The 14,687-nt window shown below is 60.7% G+C and carries 14 protein-coding genes; 11 read left to right on the top strand and 3 right to left on the bottom strand.

Annotated elements, in window-relative coordinates; genetic code table 11:
- Positions 1–174: 174 nt before the first annotated feature.
- Positions 175–729, top strand: coding sequence for a tetratricopeptide repeat protein (locus AB4P96_RS05790; protein ID WP_017136068.1), 555 nt, complete (start codon positions 175–177; stop codon positions 727–729).
- Between the two features lie 110 nt (positions 730–839).
- Here AB4P96_RS05790 and AB4P96_RS05785 read toward each other — a convergent pair whose 3' ends face one another.
- A complete protein-coding gene (locus AB4P96_RS05785) occupies positions 840–1,166 on the bottom strand; it encodes a DUF1820 family protein (RefSeq protein WP_003194436.1) in 327 nt (108 codons plus the stop codon).
- A 131-nt stretch (positions 1,167–1,297) separates the two neighbouring features.
- On the opposite strand from AB4P96_RS05785, the gene miaB reads away from it, so the two are divergent.
- The 5 genes from miaB to lnt all read left to right on the top strand — a co-directional run bounded on the left by miaB (position 1,298) and on the right by lnt (position 6,927).
- Entirely contained in the window at positions 1,298–2,626 is a 1,329-nt protein-coding gene (gene miaB, locus AB4P96_RS05780; protein WP_099547593.1) for a tRNA (N6-isopentenyl adenosine(37)-C2)-methylthiotransferase MiaB, read from the top strand.
- A gap of 165 nt (positions 2,627–2,791) precedes the next feature.
- Positions 2,792–3,796 carry a PhoH family protein gene (locus AB4P96_RS05775; protein WP_017136065.1) on the top strand — a complete coding sequence of 335 codons (1,005 nt, stop codon included), beginning with the start codon at positions 2,792–2,794 and terminating at the stop codon, positions 3,794–3,796.
- Positions 3,789–4,247, top strand: coding sequence for an rRNA maturation RNase YbeY (gene ybeY, locus AB4P96_RS05770; protein WP_395600598.1), 459 nt, complete (start codon positions 3,789–3,791; stop codon positions 4,245–4,247). The genes AB4P96_RS05775 and ybeY overlap by 8 nt, the downstream gene beginning before the upstream one ends.
- A 43-nt stretch (positions 4,248–4,290) precedes the next feature.
- The gene (locus tag AB4P96_RS05765) at positions 4,291–5,130 is read left to right on the top strand and encodes an HlyC/CorC family transporter (RefSeq protein ID WP_010206772.1); all 840 of its coding nucleotides are present in this window, start codon (positions 4,291–4,293) and stop codon (positions 5,128–5,130) included.
- A gap of 273 nt (positions 5,131–5,403) precedes the next feature.
- Positions 5,404–6,927: an apolipoprotein N-acyltransferase gene (lnt, locus tag AB4P96_RS05760; protein ID WP_395600969.1), complete on the top strand. Its 1,524-nt coding sequence runs from the start codon at positions 5,404–5,406 to the stop codon at positions 6,925–6,927.
- 154 nt (positions 6,928–7,081) lie between these two features.
- Here lnt and AB4P96_RS05755 read toward each other — a convergent pair whose 3' ends face one another.
- Positions 7,082–7,843, bottom strand: coding sequence for a YdcF family protein (locus tag AB4P96_RS05755; protein ID WP_099547592.1), 762 nt, complete (start codon positions 7,841–7,843; stop codon positions 7,082–7,084).
- Between the two features lie 105 nt (positions 7,844–7,948).
- Complete coding sequence (locus tag AB4P96_RS05750; RefSeq protein WP_395600597.1) at positions 7,949–8,260, bottom strand: hypothetical protein; 312 nt, start codon at positions 8,258–8,260, stop codon at positions 7,949–7,951.
- A 262-nt stretch (positions 8,261–8,522) separates the two neighbouring features.
- Here AB4P96_RS05750 and leuS point away from each other — a divergent pair, with 262 nt between their 5' ends.
- The 5 genes from leuS (at position 8,523) to AB4P96_RS05725 (ending at position 14,681) form a co-directional block, all read left to right on the top strand.
- Complete coding sequence (gene leuS / locus AB4P96_RS05745) at positions 8,523–11,129, top strand: leucine--tRNA ligase (protein WP_017136060.1); 2,607 nt, start codon at positions 8,523–8,525, stop codon at positions 11,127–11,129.
- Between the two features lie 88 nt (positions 11,130–11,217).
- A complete protein-coding gene (lptE, locus tag AB4P96_RS05740) occupies positions 11,218–11,823 on the top strand; it encodes an LPS assembly lipoprotein LptE (RefSeq protein ID WP_099547591.1) in 606 nt (201 codons plus the stop codon).
- A gap of 39 nt (positions 11,824–11,862) precedes the next feature.
- Entirely contained in the window at positions 11,863–12,900 is a 1,038-nt protein-coding gene (gene holA / locus AB4P96_RS05735; protein ID WP_395600596.1) for a DNA polymerase III subunit delta, read from the top strand.
- 229 nt (positions 12,901–13,129) lie between these two features.
- A complete protein-coding gene (arfA, locus tag AB4P96_RS05730; protein ID WP_003176285.1) occupies positions 13,130–13,294 on the top strand; it encodes an alternative ribosome rescue factor ArfA in 165 nt (54 codons plus the stop codon).
- Positions 13,295–13,355: 61 nt separating this feature from the next.
- Positions 13,356–14,681: a lytic murein transglycosylase gene (locus AB4P96_RS05725; RefSeq protein ID WP_099547590.1), complete on the top strand. Its 1,326-nt coding sequence runs from the start codon at positions 13,356–13,358 to the stop codon at positions 14,679–14,681.
- Positions 14,682–14,687 lie beyond the last annotated feature (6 nt).

The following is a 14,687-nucleotide window of genomic DNA, read 5'->3' as shown; positions in this document are numbered from 1 at the left end:
CTACAGAGATTTCCTGCATTTTTCGAGAAATCACCTGCAATCCGGCAGATAACTTGCCTACGCAGCAGAAAAACGAGTAAAGACTTTGTAAGCAGGGGCCTGCTTATTTCATAATGCGCGCTTATTGGACTCCCCCGAGAGTCCGCGTGCCCCGTCAGAGGTAAGTCGATTCCCATGAAACGCACCGGCCGCACCCTGGTTCTGGGCTGCCTGTTGCTCCTTCAGCCGCTGCTGGCACATGCCCAGGCAGGCGGCAACTCGTTGTTAATCCCAGCGATGGGTCGTTGCACCCTCAATACCCAGCCAGACAGCCAGGCCGAAGCCCTGAGCGCGTGCCAGAAACAGGCCGACGGTGGGGATGCGCAGGCGCAATACGAGTTGGGCGAGTACTTCCACGACGACAAAAACCCTGCCCGCGACCTCAACAAAGCCCTGAGCTACTTCGAGAAGGCTTCGTTGCAGGGCCATGCCCAGGCGCAATTCCAGCTGGGAAACATGTTCTTCAAAGGCGAAGGCGTGCCGGCCAATAACGTTCAGGCGTACATCGTGCTGAAAATGGCGGCGGTCAACGGCGCCGAAGACGCACTGGACACGGCCGACGAAGTCGCCGAGCACATGCAGCGTGATGAACTGGAAGTGGCCACCCAGGTACTGGGCCAGATCTTCCGCAATTACCTGCAGGAATTGCAGAGTGCCGATGGGCGTTCACCCTTCTCGCCCCTGCCCTGATTTCAGCTAAGCCCCCCTACCGCTATCGCAGGCAAGCCAGCTCCCACAAGGAAATGCATTCCAAATGTGGGAGCTGGCTTGCCTGCGATAGCTTGACTCGGTCTAACGCCTTACTTCTCAGGCATCGGCATCGGAAACGGCATCACATTGCTGGTGCCACGCGCTTCGCTGATCTTCGGCGTGCCCAGGCGCTCGACTTCATCAATGCGCACAATCGAATGCATCGGCACAAAGCTGCGCACCACGCCTTCAAACTGCGCCTTGAGTTTTTCTTCGCCCGGGTCGACGACCAATTGGGTGCGCTCGCCAAAGACGAACTCTTCCACTTCCAGGAAGCCCCACAGATCACTTTGATAGATCTGCTTGGCGTACATTTCGAACACCTGGCCCTGGTTGAGGAAAATCACCTTGTAGATTGGAGCTTCACGTTTGGTCATGGTGGGCGAACAACACATCGGGGATATAAAAGAGGGCGCGAACTATAGCATGGCACCCGATGCACAGCGCTAGGAACCAATGGGCATGCCCCCTATAATGCGCGGTTCTTTACCACCAGTTGACGATTCCCATGGCCAAGAAGCTTTACATCGAAACCCACGGTTGCCAGATGAACGAGTACGACAGCTCGCGCATGGTCGATCTGCTGGGCGAACACCAGGCCCTGGAAGTCACCGCCCGCGCCGAAGATGCCGACGTAATCCTGCTCAATACCTGCTCGATCCGCGAGCGTGCCCAGGACCGTGTGTACTCCCAGCTGGGCCGCTGGCGTGAATTGAAACTGGCCAACCCGGAGATGGTGATCGCCGTCGGCGGCTGCGTGGCCAGCCAGGAAGGCGCCGCGATCCGCGACCGCGCCCCCTATGTCGACGTGGTGTTCGGCCCGCAAACCCTGCACCGCCTGCCGGAAATGATCGACGCCGCACGCATCACCAAGCTGCCGCAGGTGGACGTGTCGTTCCCCGAAATCGAAAAATTCGACCATTTGCCCGAACCGCGCATCGACGGGCCGAGTGCCTATGTGTCGGTCATGGAAGGCTGCAGCAAGTACTGCACCTTCTGCGTGGTGCCCTACACCCGTGGCGAAGAAGTCAGCCGGCCGTTTGACGACGTGCTGTCGGAAATTATCCACTTGGCCGAAAACGGCGTGCGCGAAGTGACCTTGCTGGGCCAGAACGTCAACGGCTATCGCGGCCAGACCCACGACGGGCGCCTGGCCGACCTCGCGGAGTTGATCCGCGTGGTGGCAGCGGTGGACGGCATCGAGCGTATTCGCTACACCACCTCGCACCCGCTGGAGTTCTCCGACAGCCTGATCCAGGCGCACGCCGAGGTGCCGGAGCTGGTCAAGCACCTGCATTTGCCGGTGCAGTCGGGTTCGGACCGCATTCTGGCGGCCATGAAGCGCAACCACACCGCCCTGGAGTACAAATCCAAGCTGCGTAAATTGCGCGCCGCCGTGCCGGGCATCTGCATCAGTTCGGACTTCATCGTCGGCTTCCCTGGCGAGACCGAGAAAGATTTCGAGCAGACCATGAAGCTGATCGAAGACGTCGGCTTCGACTTCTCGTATTCGTTCGTCTACAGCCAGCGTCCAGGCACGCCGGCGGCGGACTTGGCGGATGACACGCCGGAATCGCTGAAAAAAGAGCGCTTGAACGCGCTGCAACATCGCCTGAACCAGCAAGGCTTCGAGATCAGCCGACAAATGGTCGGTTCGATCCAGCGCATCCTGGTCACCGACTACTCGAAAAAAGACCCGGGCGAATTGCAAGGGCGTACCGAGAACAACCGGATCGTCAACTTCCGCTGCGACAACCCGACTCTGATCGGCCAGTTTGCCGATGTGCACATCGATGCGGCGCAACCGCACTCGCTGCGTGGGTCGCTGATCAACTGACCTCAAGACATAGGAGGATCAAATGTGGGAGCTGGCTTACCAGCTCCCACAGTGGATCTTCATGGTTCTTGAGATTGAGCCAGCCTATATAAGTGCTTTCGCACGCCGAGCGCTGGCGTTATCCTCTCTTTCACCTAAACAGCCAAAGGGCGGCTAAAAGCAACCTTGAACGCACCCATAGCAGAACCCCATCGTTTTCTCCTCGAGCCGTTTGAGGCTCGCCGTTTCGCCAACCTGTGCGGACAGTTCGACGAGCACCTGCGCCTGATCGAACAACGCCTGAGCATCGAGATCCGCAACCGCGGCAATCAGTTCGAGCTTATTGGTGAACCCCAGCACACCACGTCTGCAGAAAACCTGCTGCGCCGCCTCTACCGTGAAACCAAGGGTAGCGAGCTGTCGCCGGAGACCGTGCACCTGTACCTGCAGGAATCCGCCGTGGAAGACTTGGCCAACAACCCGGTGGCCGAAGCCAGCGTGGCCCTGCGCACCAAAAAAGGCATGATTCGCCCACGCGGCTTGAATCAGCAGCGCTACGTCAAGGAAATCCTCGGTAACGATATCAACTTCGGCATCGGCCCCGCCGGTACCGGCAAGACCTACCTGGCCGTGGCCTGTGCGGTCGACGCCCTGGAGCGCGAGCAAGTGCGGCGCATCCTGCTGGTGCGCCCGGCGGTCGAGGCTGGCGAGAAGCTTGGCTTCCTGCCCGGCGACCTGGCCCAGAAGATCGACCCGTACCTGCGCCCGCTCTACGACGCGCTGTACGAGATGCTCGGCTTTGAATACGTGGCCAAGTTGATTGAGCGCCAGGTGATCGAGATCGCCCCGCTGGCCTACATGCGTGGTCGCACCTTGAACAACAGCTTCATCATCCTCGACGAAAGCCAGAACACCACGGTCGAACAGATGAAAATGTTCCTCACCCGTATCGGTTTCGGCTCCACCGCCGTGATCACCGGCGACGTCACCCAGGTCGACCTGCCCAAGGGCACCAAGTCCGGCCTGGCCCAGGTGATCGACGTGCTCAAGGACGTGCCAGGTATCAGCTTCACGCATTTCATGCCCAAAGACGTGGTTCGCCACCCGCTGGTGCAGCGCATTGTCGAGGCCTACGAGCGCTTTGAGCACCGCGATGACGCACCCGCCAAGGACGTGCGCCGCGATGCTTGAGCTAGACCTGCAGCTGGCCACCGACGCGCCCGCCCCCAGCGAAGAACAGTTCCGTCAATGGTGCGCTTTGGCCCTGCGCCAGCGCACCGCCGACTCGGAACTGACCATCCGCCTGGTGGACGAGCCCGAAGGCCGTGAACTGAATCACACCTGGCGCCAAAAGGATTACGCGACCAACGTGCTGTCCTTTCCCGCCGACGTGCCGGATGAGTTACTGGATATCCCGTTACTGGGCGACCTGGTGATCTGCGTCGAAGTGGTGGAGCGCGAGGCGAAGGAACAAGGCAAGGAACTTGAGGCCCACTGGGCCCATCTAGTCATCCACGGCTGCTTGCATCTCTTGGGTTACGACCATATAGACGATGACGAAGCCTGCGAAATGGAAACACTGGAACAAACGTTGCTTGCTGAACTGGGTCACCCTGATCCGTATGCAGACGACGAAAACTGAAACTACACATAACTGACACAACAAAGGATTTAGAGTAATCGCTATGAGCGAAGACCGATCGAGCAACGGGCAGAAGTCATGGCTGGGTAAACTGACCCAGGCTTTTGCCCACGAGCCGAAAAACCGCCAGGAGCTGCTGGAGCTGCTGCGCGAGGCCCATCAGAACAAGTTGCTGGACAGCGAAGCGCTGGCCATCGTCGAAGGCGCCATCCAGGTGGCTGACCTGCAGGTTCGGGACATCATGGTCCCGCGTTCGCAGATGATCAGCATCAAGGCGACCCAGACCCCACGGGAATTCCTCCCGGCCGTGATCGACTCGGCGCACTCGCGCTACCCGGTGATCGGTGAAAGCCATGACGACGTCATGGGCGTCCTGCTGGCCAAGGACCTGCTGCCGCTGATCCTCAAGGAGAACGGCGACAGCTTCAACATCAAGGACCTGCTGCGCCCGGCCACCTTCGTGCCTGAATCCAAGCGCCTGAATGTGCTGCTGCGCGAGTTCCGCGCCAACCACAATCACATGGCCATTGTGATCGACGAATACGGCGGCGTGGCTGGTCTTGTGACCATCGAAGACGTGCTCGAGCAAATCGTCGGCGACATCGAAGACGAGCACGACGTCGAAGAAGACAGCTACATCAAGCCGCTGCCCAGCGGTGATTTCCTGATCAAGGCGCTCACGCCGATCGAGAACTTCAACGAGTTCTTCGACAGCGAATTCTCCGACGATGAATTCGACACCGTGGGCGGCTTGGTGATGAGTGCGTTCGGGCACCTGCCAAAACGTAACGAAACCACCGAGATTGGCGCTTATCGCTTTCGCATTCTGAATGCGGATAGCCGTCGTATCCACTTGATCCGCCTGACTCCGATTGCCCGCTAAGGAAGGGGTGGGGCATCAGCTATTTCCTGTGTCGCGTTGCCCCTGAGAGCGGGCCAGGCAAGGCGCAGGCCGCAGGGAATGGCGTTCCCTTTTCAAGGCCTGCAACGCAGCATGGCCCGCTCTCAGGGGCAACCCGAAGGGCCGGGCCTGCTGCGGCACAGGGCTGCGTTACTCGTCGTTCATTTGGAAAAACCAAACCACACTCCTCGCGCCTTGCCCTGTGCCGCAGCAGGCCCGGCGCGACACAGGAAATAGCTGATGACCCACCCCTACATGCGCCGTCTGATTGCACCCGGCTGGCCCGGTAACCTGCTGGCCGTGGTGGCCGGCGCCATCACTACTCTGGCGCTGGCGCCCTTCGATCTGTGGCCATTTGCGCTACTGGCCGTCGGGCTGTTCTATGTGGGCCTGCGCGAGCTGACGCCACGTCAGGCCCTGGGCCGTGGCTGGTGTTTCGGTTTTGGCCTGTTTGGCGCCGGCACCAGTTGGATCTACTACAGCATCCACCACTTCGGCGGCGCTTCGGTGTTGCTGGCTGGCTTTTTGATGCTGTTGTTTACCGCCGCGATTGCCTGGTTCTTCGCCCTGCCCGCTTGGCTGTGGGCACGCTGGCTGCGTCGCAATGAGGCGCCGCTGGCCGATGCGCTGACCTTTGCGGCGCTGTGGGTTGGCCAGGAAGCGTTTCGTGGTTGGTTCCTGACCGGTTTCCCTTGGTTGTACTCCGGTTACAGCCAACTCGATGGCCCGCTCACCGGCCTTGCGCCACTGGGCGGCATGTGGCTGATCTCCTTTGCCCTGGCGCTGACGGCGGCCGTGCTGTGCAACCTGCCGCGCCTGCTGGCAAGCAAGCGCAACGGCTTCATCGGCGCAGGCTTGGTGTTGTTGGTTGCACCCTGGGCCATCGGCCTGGCGCTCAAGCATCATGCCTGGACCTCGCCCTCGGGCGCCCCACTGACGGTGGCGGCGATCCAGGGTAATGTCGAACAGAGCATGAAATGGGACCCCGCGCAGATCGATGCGCAGTTGGCGCTGTACCGCGACATGAGTTTCAGCTCCAAGCCGGTAGACCTGCTGGTATGGCCGGAAACCGCGGTGCCGGTGCTCAAAGAGTCAGTCGAAGGCTACCTGGGCATGATGGGCAAGTTTGCCGCCGACCGGCACTCCGCGCTGATCACCGGCGTACCGATTCGCCAGGAAGTGCACCACCAGAAGCGCTACTTCAACGGCATCACGGTGGTGGGTGAAGGTGATGGCACTTACCTCAAGCAAAAACTGGTGCCTTTTGGTGAATACGTGCCGTTGCAAGACATGCTGCGCGGGCTGATCGCCTTCTTCGATTTGCCAATGTCGGACTTCGCCCGCGGCCCGTCCGATCAGGCGATGCTGCAGGCCAAGGGCTATCAGATTGCGCCGTTCATTTGCTATGAAGTGGTGTACCCGGAATTCGCCGCAGGCCTGTCGGCCCAGAGCGATTTGCTGCTGACCATCAGCAACGACACCTGGTTCGGCCGCTCCATCGGCCCGCTGCAACACCTGCAAATGGCGCAGATGCGTGCATTGGAGGCTGGCCGTTGGATGATCCGCGCCACTAACAATGGGGTGACAGGTTTGATCAACCCATTTGGGCAGATTACCGCGCAGATCCCGCAGTTCGAGCGTGGGATTCTCTACGGCGAAGTGGTGCCGATGCATAACCTGACGCCGTACCTGCAATGGCGCTCGTGGCCGTTGATCATTGTGTGCCTGGGCTTGTTCGGCTGGGCGCTGCTGGCGGCCCGGATGTCTAAAACCGTCTAACGAACGGCATAAAACCAATGTGGGAGCTGGCTTGTGTGGGAGCGGGCTTGCTCGCGAAAGCGGTGTGTCAGTCAACATATCGTCAACTGACACACCGCTTTCGCGAGCAAGCCCGCTCCCACATGAACCGCTTTCCACATTTGAAATTGCGGCGTTATCGGTAAAACACCCGATACCCCACCTGCCCCACCGCCTCATTGATCAACTGCCCGCTGCGCCACACTGACACAAACTCGGGCATCCAGCCGCCCAGCGGTCGCGCATTGTCTACGCCCAAAAAGCCCACCGGCCCTGGCACTACCGTAAAACCGGCCTTCTCGAAGCTCCATACCGCACGCGGCATATGCCAGGCCTGGGTCACCACCACCACGCGCTTGATGCCTTGCGGCAACAGGATTTCGGCGCTCATCTGCGCGTTTTCCCAGGTGGTGCGGCTGCGCTCTTCTTTCCAACGCACGGTGACGCCAAAGTCATCCTGCATCGACACCGCCATCAGCTCAGCCTCACTGGGTGGCGTGCCGTAGTGCAAGCCGCCGCTGGTCAGCACCGGCAAGCCGGAGGCCTTGGCCAGACGCGCAGCATAACGCTGGCGCTCAAGCCCAGTACCGGTGGGTTGATCGGAACCCCACGCGGGGTCACCGCGCTCACGCCCCGACCCCAGCACCACAATCGCGTCAGCGCGCTGGGCCAGCGTCGCCCATTCTTCACGGGCCAACGGCGGCTCGGTCTCCAGGGCATGCGCGCCCCACTGCACCATCACCGGCAGGCTGATCAACCACAGCCCCCCGAACCCCACGGCAAAGCAGCATCCGGCCAGGCGCGGGCGACTTTTACGCAACCACCAGGCAAGCGCCAGCAGCAGCAAAAAAAGGCCGGGCGGCAAGAGCAATTGTTTAATGAAATAACGAAAAGGCATCGGGCATCTCCAAAGATGCCCGAAGCCTAGATGCAACGGGGTTCAGCGACAATCTTTACCAACCTGTTTCGAGAACGACTCAAAGGATAACGCGGTGCTCCGCGTTTACCGTGCGACCCGACGCTTATCGGGACCGCGACCAGCAGACACATCTTTCAGCCAGATCACCTTGGCCGAACGCAAAGGCTCTTGGGCGGGCGGGGCAGCCCGTTCCTGAGAGGCACGGTGGTGATTCAATTCCAGGTAGCACTTGATCAATTCAAGTTCAGCCTGGCTCAAGCCTCGCAACTCCAGCTCCAGAGGCCGCTCATCAAGCAATCGGCCTGCGGTTCTTGCGGCATCCAATGCCCGACCCAAACGGTCGATCAGTCCTTCATACAATTGCGGTTTCATTAAAGTTCGCTGCGATTCAACCATCCCCTCACCTCATTGAAGATAAGACTCACTCCCCAATAAACAGCGTAGTCCCCATGGCTGCGCCTGCCTCGCGCCGCGACAGACGGCCCTCGCCGCGCAATCAGGGTTTCCCTCGATAGAGTGGGGTCATGTATGCTACGGCGCTTCCTGTAACTCCACTTCCCGCAGGGTTTGGGCACGGACGCGCCGCTTTTTGGTGTCGATCAACCTGAATGTTGTACCGAAGAGGATTAGGCCACCCCTATTCAGTTCAAAAGTAGCCATGCACGAACAATATCAGCCCCGTGAAATAGAAAATGCCGCCCAAACCTTCTGGGACGAGCAAAAGTCCTTTGAAGTCAGTGAACAGCCAGGCAAGGAGACTTACTACTGCCTATCGATGTTCCCTTACCCCAGCGGCAAGCTACACATGGGGCACGTGCGTAACTACACCATCGGCGACGTAATTTCCCGCTACCAGCGCATGCTCGGCAAAAACGTCCTGCAACCTATGGGTTGGGACGCCTTCGGCATGCCGGCGGAAAACGCCGCGATGAAAAATAACGTGGCGCCCGCCAAGTGGACCTACGAAAACATCGCCTACATGAAAACCCAGCTGCGCAGCCTGGGCCTGGCGGTGGACTGGTCCCGCGAAGTGACCACCTGCAAGCCCGATTACTACCGCTGGGAACAGTGGCTGTTCACGCGCCTGTTCGAAAAAGGCGTGATCTACCGTAAAAACGGCACCGTGAACTGGGACCCGATCGACCAGACCGTACTGGCCAACGAGCAGGTCATCGACGGTCGCGGCTGGCGTTCCGGCGCGGTGATCGAAAAGCGCCAGATCCCGATGTACTACTTCAAGATCACAGCCTACGCCGATGAACTCTTGTCGAGCCTCGATGACATGCCGGGCTGGCCTGAGCAGGTCAAGACCATGCAGCGTAACTGGATCGGCAAATCCAAAGGCATGGAAGTGCAGTTCCCGTACAACGTCGACTCGATCGGCGAAACGGGCGCACTCAAAGTCTTCACCACCCGCCCCGATACCCTGATGGGCGCGACTTACGTCGCCGTGGCCGCCGAGCACCCGCTGGCCACCCAGGCTGCACAGAACAACCCAGAGCTTTCGGCGTTCATCGCTGAATGCAAAGGCGGCAGCGTGGCCGAAGCCGACGTTGCCACCCAAGAGAAAAAAGGCCTGCCAACCGGCCTGTTCGTCGAGCACCCACTGACGGGCGAAAAACTGCCGGTGTGGGTCGCCAACTACGTGCTGATGCACTACGGCGATGGCGCAGTCATGGCTGTGCCGGCCCACGACGAGCGCGATTTCGAGTTCGCCACCAAGTACAGCCTGCCGATCAAGTCGGTCGTGCGTACCAGCTCGGGTGATACCAACCCGGCCCCGTGGCAAGACGCCTACGGCGAACACGGTACGCTGATCAACTCCGGTGAGTTCGATGGCCTGGACTTCCAGGGTGCCTTCGACGCCATCGAAGTTGCCTTGATCAAAAAGAACCTCGGTGCCTCGCGCACCCAGTTCCGCCTGCGCGACTGGGGCATCAGCCGCCAGCGCTACTGGGGCTGCCCGATCCCGATCATCCACTGCGAAACCTGCGGTGACGTGCCGGTGCCGGAAGACCAGTTGCCGGTGGTACTGCCCGAAGACGTGGTGCCGGATGGCGCCGGTTCGCCATTGGCGCGCATGCCTGAGTTCTACGAGTGCACGTGCCCTAAATGCGGTGCACCTGCCAAGCGTGAAACCGACACCATGGACACCTTCGTCGAGTCCTCGTGGTACTACGCCCGCTACGCCTCGCCACACTATGAAGGCGGCCTGGTAGAAAAATCCGCAGCCGACCACTGGTTGCCGGTGGATCAATACATCGGCGGCATCGAACACGCGATTCTTCACCTGCTCTACGCGCGCTTCTTCCACAAGCTGATGCGCGACGAAGGCCTGGTGAGTTCCGATGAGCCGTTCAAGAACCTGCTGACCCAAGGCATGGTGATCGCCGAGACTTACTATCGCCGCGAAGCCAATGGCGCCTACACCTGGTTCAACCCGGCGGACGTCGAGCTTGAGCGTGACAGCAAAGCCAAGGTCATCAGCGCCACGCTGAAATCCGACGGCCTGCCGGTGGAAATCGGTGGCACCGAGAAGATGGCCAAGTCCAAGAACAACGGCGTCGACCCACAGTCGATGATCGATCAGTTCGGCGCCGATACCTGCCGCCTGTTCATGATGTTCGCCTCGCCGCCCGACATGAGCGCCGAATGGTCCGACTCCGGCGTTGAAGGCTCGCACCGCTTCCTCAAGCGCGTCTGGCGCCTGGCGCACGCCCATGTCAGCCAGGGTTTACCGGGCAAACTGGACGTGGCGTCGTTGAGCGATGAGCAAAAAGCCATTCGCCGCAGCACCCACCTGGCCATCCGCCAGGCCAGCCAGGACGTGGGCCAGAACCACAAGTTCAACACCGCCATCGCTCAGGTGATGACACTGATGAACGTGCTGGAAAAAGCCCCGCAAGCCACCGAACAGGACCGCGCGCTGGTACAGGAAGGCCTGGAAGCTGTGGTGCTGCTGCTGGCACCAATCACGCCGCACATCAGCCATGAACTGTGGAGCCGCCTGGGTCACAGCGACGCGGTCATCGATGCGCGCTGGCCGGTGCAGGATGACAGCGCGCTGGTACAGGACACATTGCAACTGGTTATTCAGGTTAACGGTAAACTGCGCGGCCAGATCGACATGCCTGCCAGCGCCAGCCGTGAAGACGTGGAAGCCGCAGCGCGCATCAACGAAAATGTGCTGCGCTTTACCGAAGGCCTGACGATCCGCAAAGTGATCGTAGTGCCGGGCAAACTGGTCAACATCGTCGCCAGCTAATCGGATCGGGCGCAGGGCTTGAGCCCTGCGCCGAACTAAACCTTTAAGGCCTCGATAAGGCCCACATGGTTTCAAGGGGAGCAACAAAATGATCAAACGCAATTTGCTGGTGATGGGCCTCGCTGTGCTGCTGAGCGCTTGCGGCTTCCAGCTGCGTGGCACCGCCACCAATGAACTGAGCATCAAGGAACTGGACGTCAGCGCACGCAACGCCTACGGCGAGACCGTGACCCAGCTGCGCCAGGCCCTGGAAAGCAGCGGTGTACGCGTCGGTTCCGGCGCGACTTACAAACTGAATCTGGTGGACGAGAAAGAAACCCAGCGTAACCTCAGCTACGCCAGTGCAGGCCGTGCGTCGGACATTGAGCTGAGCACCCTGGTCGTCTATGAACTGCAAGGCCGCGACCACCTGCCATTGATGGGTGACAAGGTTGAAGTGCAGAAAGTCGTGAGCCACGACGGTAACAACCTGGTGGGCTCGGACTCGGAGATCATCCAGGTTCGCAAGGAAATGCGCCGTGAGGTGATCCAGCGTCTGATGATTCGTCTGCAACAGCTGACGCCAGAGAAACTGGCCGCCTTGCAACTGACCGCCGACAACAAGGCCAAGGCTGACGCCGATGCCCTGAAAGCTGCGCAAGAATACGAAGACAACACGCCGAAACAATCGCCTGCCGAAGTCCCTGTCGAGTAAGCCAGACGGGGCGCCCCTGGCGCCCCGTTCGCCCCGCCTATGAAACTTGCCCCCGCCCAACTCGCCAAGCACCTGCAAGGTGGCCTTGCGCCTGTCTATATCGTCAGCGGTGATGACCCGCTGCTGTGCCAGGAAGCGGCCGACGCGATTCGCACCGCCGCACGCCAGCAAGGCTTCGATGAACGCCAGGTGTTCAGCGCCGACGCCAGTTTCGACTGGGGCACGCTGCTGCAAGCCGGTGCGAGCATGTCGTTGTTCGCCGAGAAACGCCTGCTGGAACTGCGCCTGCCTTCAGGCAAGCCGGGTGACAAGGGCGCGGCGGCGTTGATGGAATACTGCTCACGCCCCGCTGAGGACACGGTACTGCTCATCAGCTTGCCCAAGCTTGATGGCAGTGCGCAGAAAACCAAGTGGGGCAAGGCGCTGGTAGAAGGTCCGCAAACCCAGTTCATCCAGATCTGGCCAGTGGACAGCAACCAGTTGCCGCAATGGATACGTCAGCGCCTGTCGCAATCAGGGCTGTCGGCAACGCAAGATGCCGTCGAGCTCATCGCCGCCAGGGTCGAGGGCAACCTGCTTGCCGCCGCCCAGGAGATCGAAAAGCTCAAGCTGATGGCCGAAGACGGGCAGATCACCGTCGAAACCGTCCAGGGCGCAGTCGCTGATAGCGCGCGCTTTGATGTGTTCGGGTTGGTGGACGCGATTCTCAATGGCGAACCCGCCCACGCCCTGCGCATGCTCGAAGGCTTGCGCGGTGAAGGTGTGGAACCGCCGGTGATTCTGTGGGCGCTGGCTCGAGAGTTGCGAGTGCTGGCCAATATTGCCCTGCAATACAGCCAAGGCACGCCGCTGGACAAATGCTTCAGCCAGGCCAGGCCTCCGGTGTGGGACAAGCGCAAACCCCTGATGAGCAAAGCCCTGCAACGCCACTCGGCGCAACGCTGGGCGCAGCTGTTGTTGGAAGCGCAACGCATCGACGCGCAGATCAAAGGCCAGGCGGCAGGCTCGCCGTGGATGAGCCTGAGCAGTTTGTCACTGTTGATGTCTGGCCAACGCCTGACACTCCCCGCTGAATAACCCCGCTGTCCCCTGTGGGAGCTGGCTTGCCTGCGATAGCGGTGTGTCAGCCACTACATTTTTGCTGATGGACCGCTATCGCAGGCAAGCCAGCTCCCACATTGGCCGTGCCCACTTGAAAATACGAAACCGCCTACACATCGCCGGGCTTTACAGCCGCGCCACTTCGGCAGATGATTTGCACCGCTTCACCCCACCTCAAGCCCCCCACCTCGAGAGAGTACCGACCATGAGCAAAAAGCCATCCAAGCATGGCCCCAACAAGGCCAAATCCATCATCGCCCAGCCACTGTTCCGCAGCCGTCAGGAACGCGCCGGCAAGGGCAAAGGCAGCTACCGCCGCGAAGCCTTCCAGTCTAATAGCTGGGAGGCTTCTTACTTTCTGGCTGCCTGAAGGCAAGCGCCCCTCCGGCATGATAAGGTCTGTACTTGATTTGTAATCCCTGGACCTGTGCATGCCCTCTAGCCTTTCCCGTCGTTGGCACCTTCGCCAATTGATTGCTGCCTCCAGCCTCATTCTGCTTGTCGCCTGCGCCGAGAAACCCACCGCCGCGGACGCGCAACCCCTGCCAAAGCTCCAGACCGTGCCTGCCGTCGCGCCTGCCGTGGTCCCCCCTTTGGCCGTGGACAATCTTGATATCCAGCCGACCCAGACCTTTGCCGAATGGCAGGCTGGCTTTCGTGCGCAAGCCCTGAGCGCGGGGATCACACCCGCCGTCTTCGATAACGCCTTTGCTGGCGTGACGCCCGACATGGCGGTGATTCGCGCCGATCGCAGCCAACCGGAATTTTCCCGCCCGGTGTGGGAATACCTCGACGGTGCCCTGTCGCCAGTACGCGTGCGTAATGGCCAAGCGTTGCTGATCAAATACGCCGATATCCTGCAGCGCATCGAAGAGCGTTATGGCGTTGATCGCCAGGCGCTGGTTTCGGTGTGGGGCATGGAAAGCAACTTTGGCCAGTTCCAGGGCAATAACTCGGTGATCCGTTCGCTCGCGACCCTGGCCTATGAAGGCCGCCGCCCGGCGTTCGCCCAGGCGCAACTGCTGGCGGCGCTGCAGATCATCCAGCATGGCGATATCTCTGCCGACCAGATGAAAGGTTCGTGGGCCGGGGCCATGGGCCAGACCCAGTTCATCCCGACCACCTACAACACCCATGCCGTGGATTTCGATGGCGACGGTCGCCGCGATATCTGGAACAGCCCGGGCGACGCCCTGGCCTCCACTGCGCACTACCTGCAAAGCTCCGGCTGGCAACGCGGCCAGCCGTGGGGCTTTGAGGTGAAACAACTGCCGACGAACTTCGATTACGCCCTGGCCGACGGCGGCATACGCAAGACCGTTGGCGAGTGGATGAGACTCGGTATCCAGCTGCCACCTGGCGCGAGCATGCCACCGAACGTCGAGCACCTGTCAGCTGCCCTGCTGCTGCCGGCCGGCTACCGTGGCCCAGCGTTCCTGGTGCTGGATAACTTCCGCGCGATCCTCAAGTACAACAACTCGTCGTCCTACGCGCTGGCCGTAGGCCTGTTGTCGGAGCGGTTTGCTGGCGGCGGAGTGATTCGTGGCGATTGGCCCAAGGATGAGCTGCCGCTGAGTCGCTCCCAGCGTATCGACTTGCAGACGGTGCTGAGTGCCAAGGGCTATGACGCGGGCAACCCGGACGGGATTATCGGCGCCAACACGCGCAAGGCGATCCGGGCGGCGCAGCAGTCGTTGGGTTGGCCGGCGGATGGGTTTGCGACAGTGAAGCTGCTGGAGTCGTTGCAGAGCCGTTAAATCGGC

Source organism: Pseudomonas sp. B19125, assembly GCF_044218855.1.
Lineage (GTDB): Bacteria > Pseudomonadota > Gammaproteobacteria > Pseudomonadales > Pseudomonadaceae > Aquipseudomonas > Aquipseudomonas edaphica.
The sequence above is the reverse complement of the archived record's forward strand: the minus strand, read 5'-3'. Positions and strand labels throughout refer to the sequence as shown.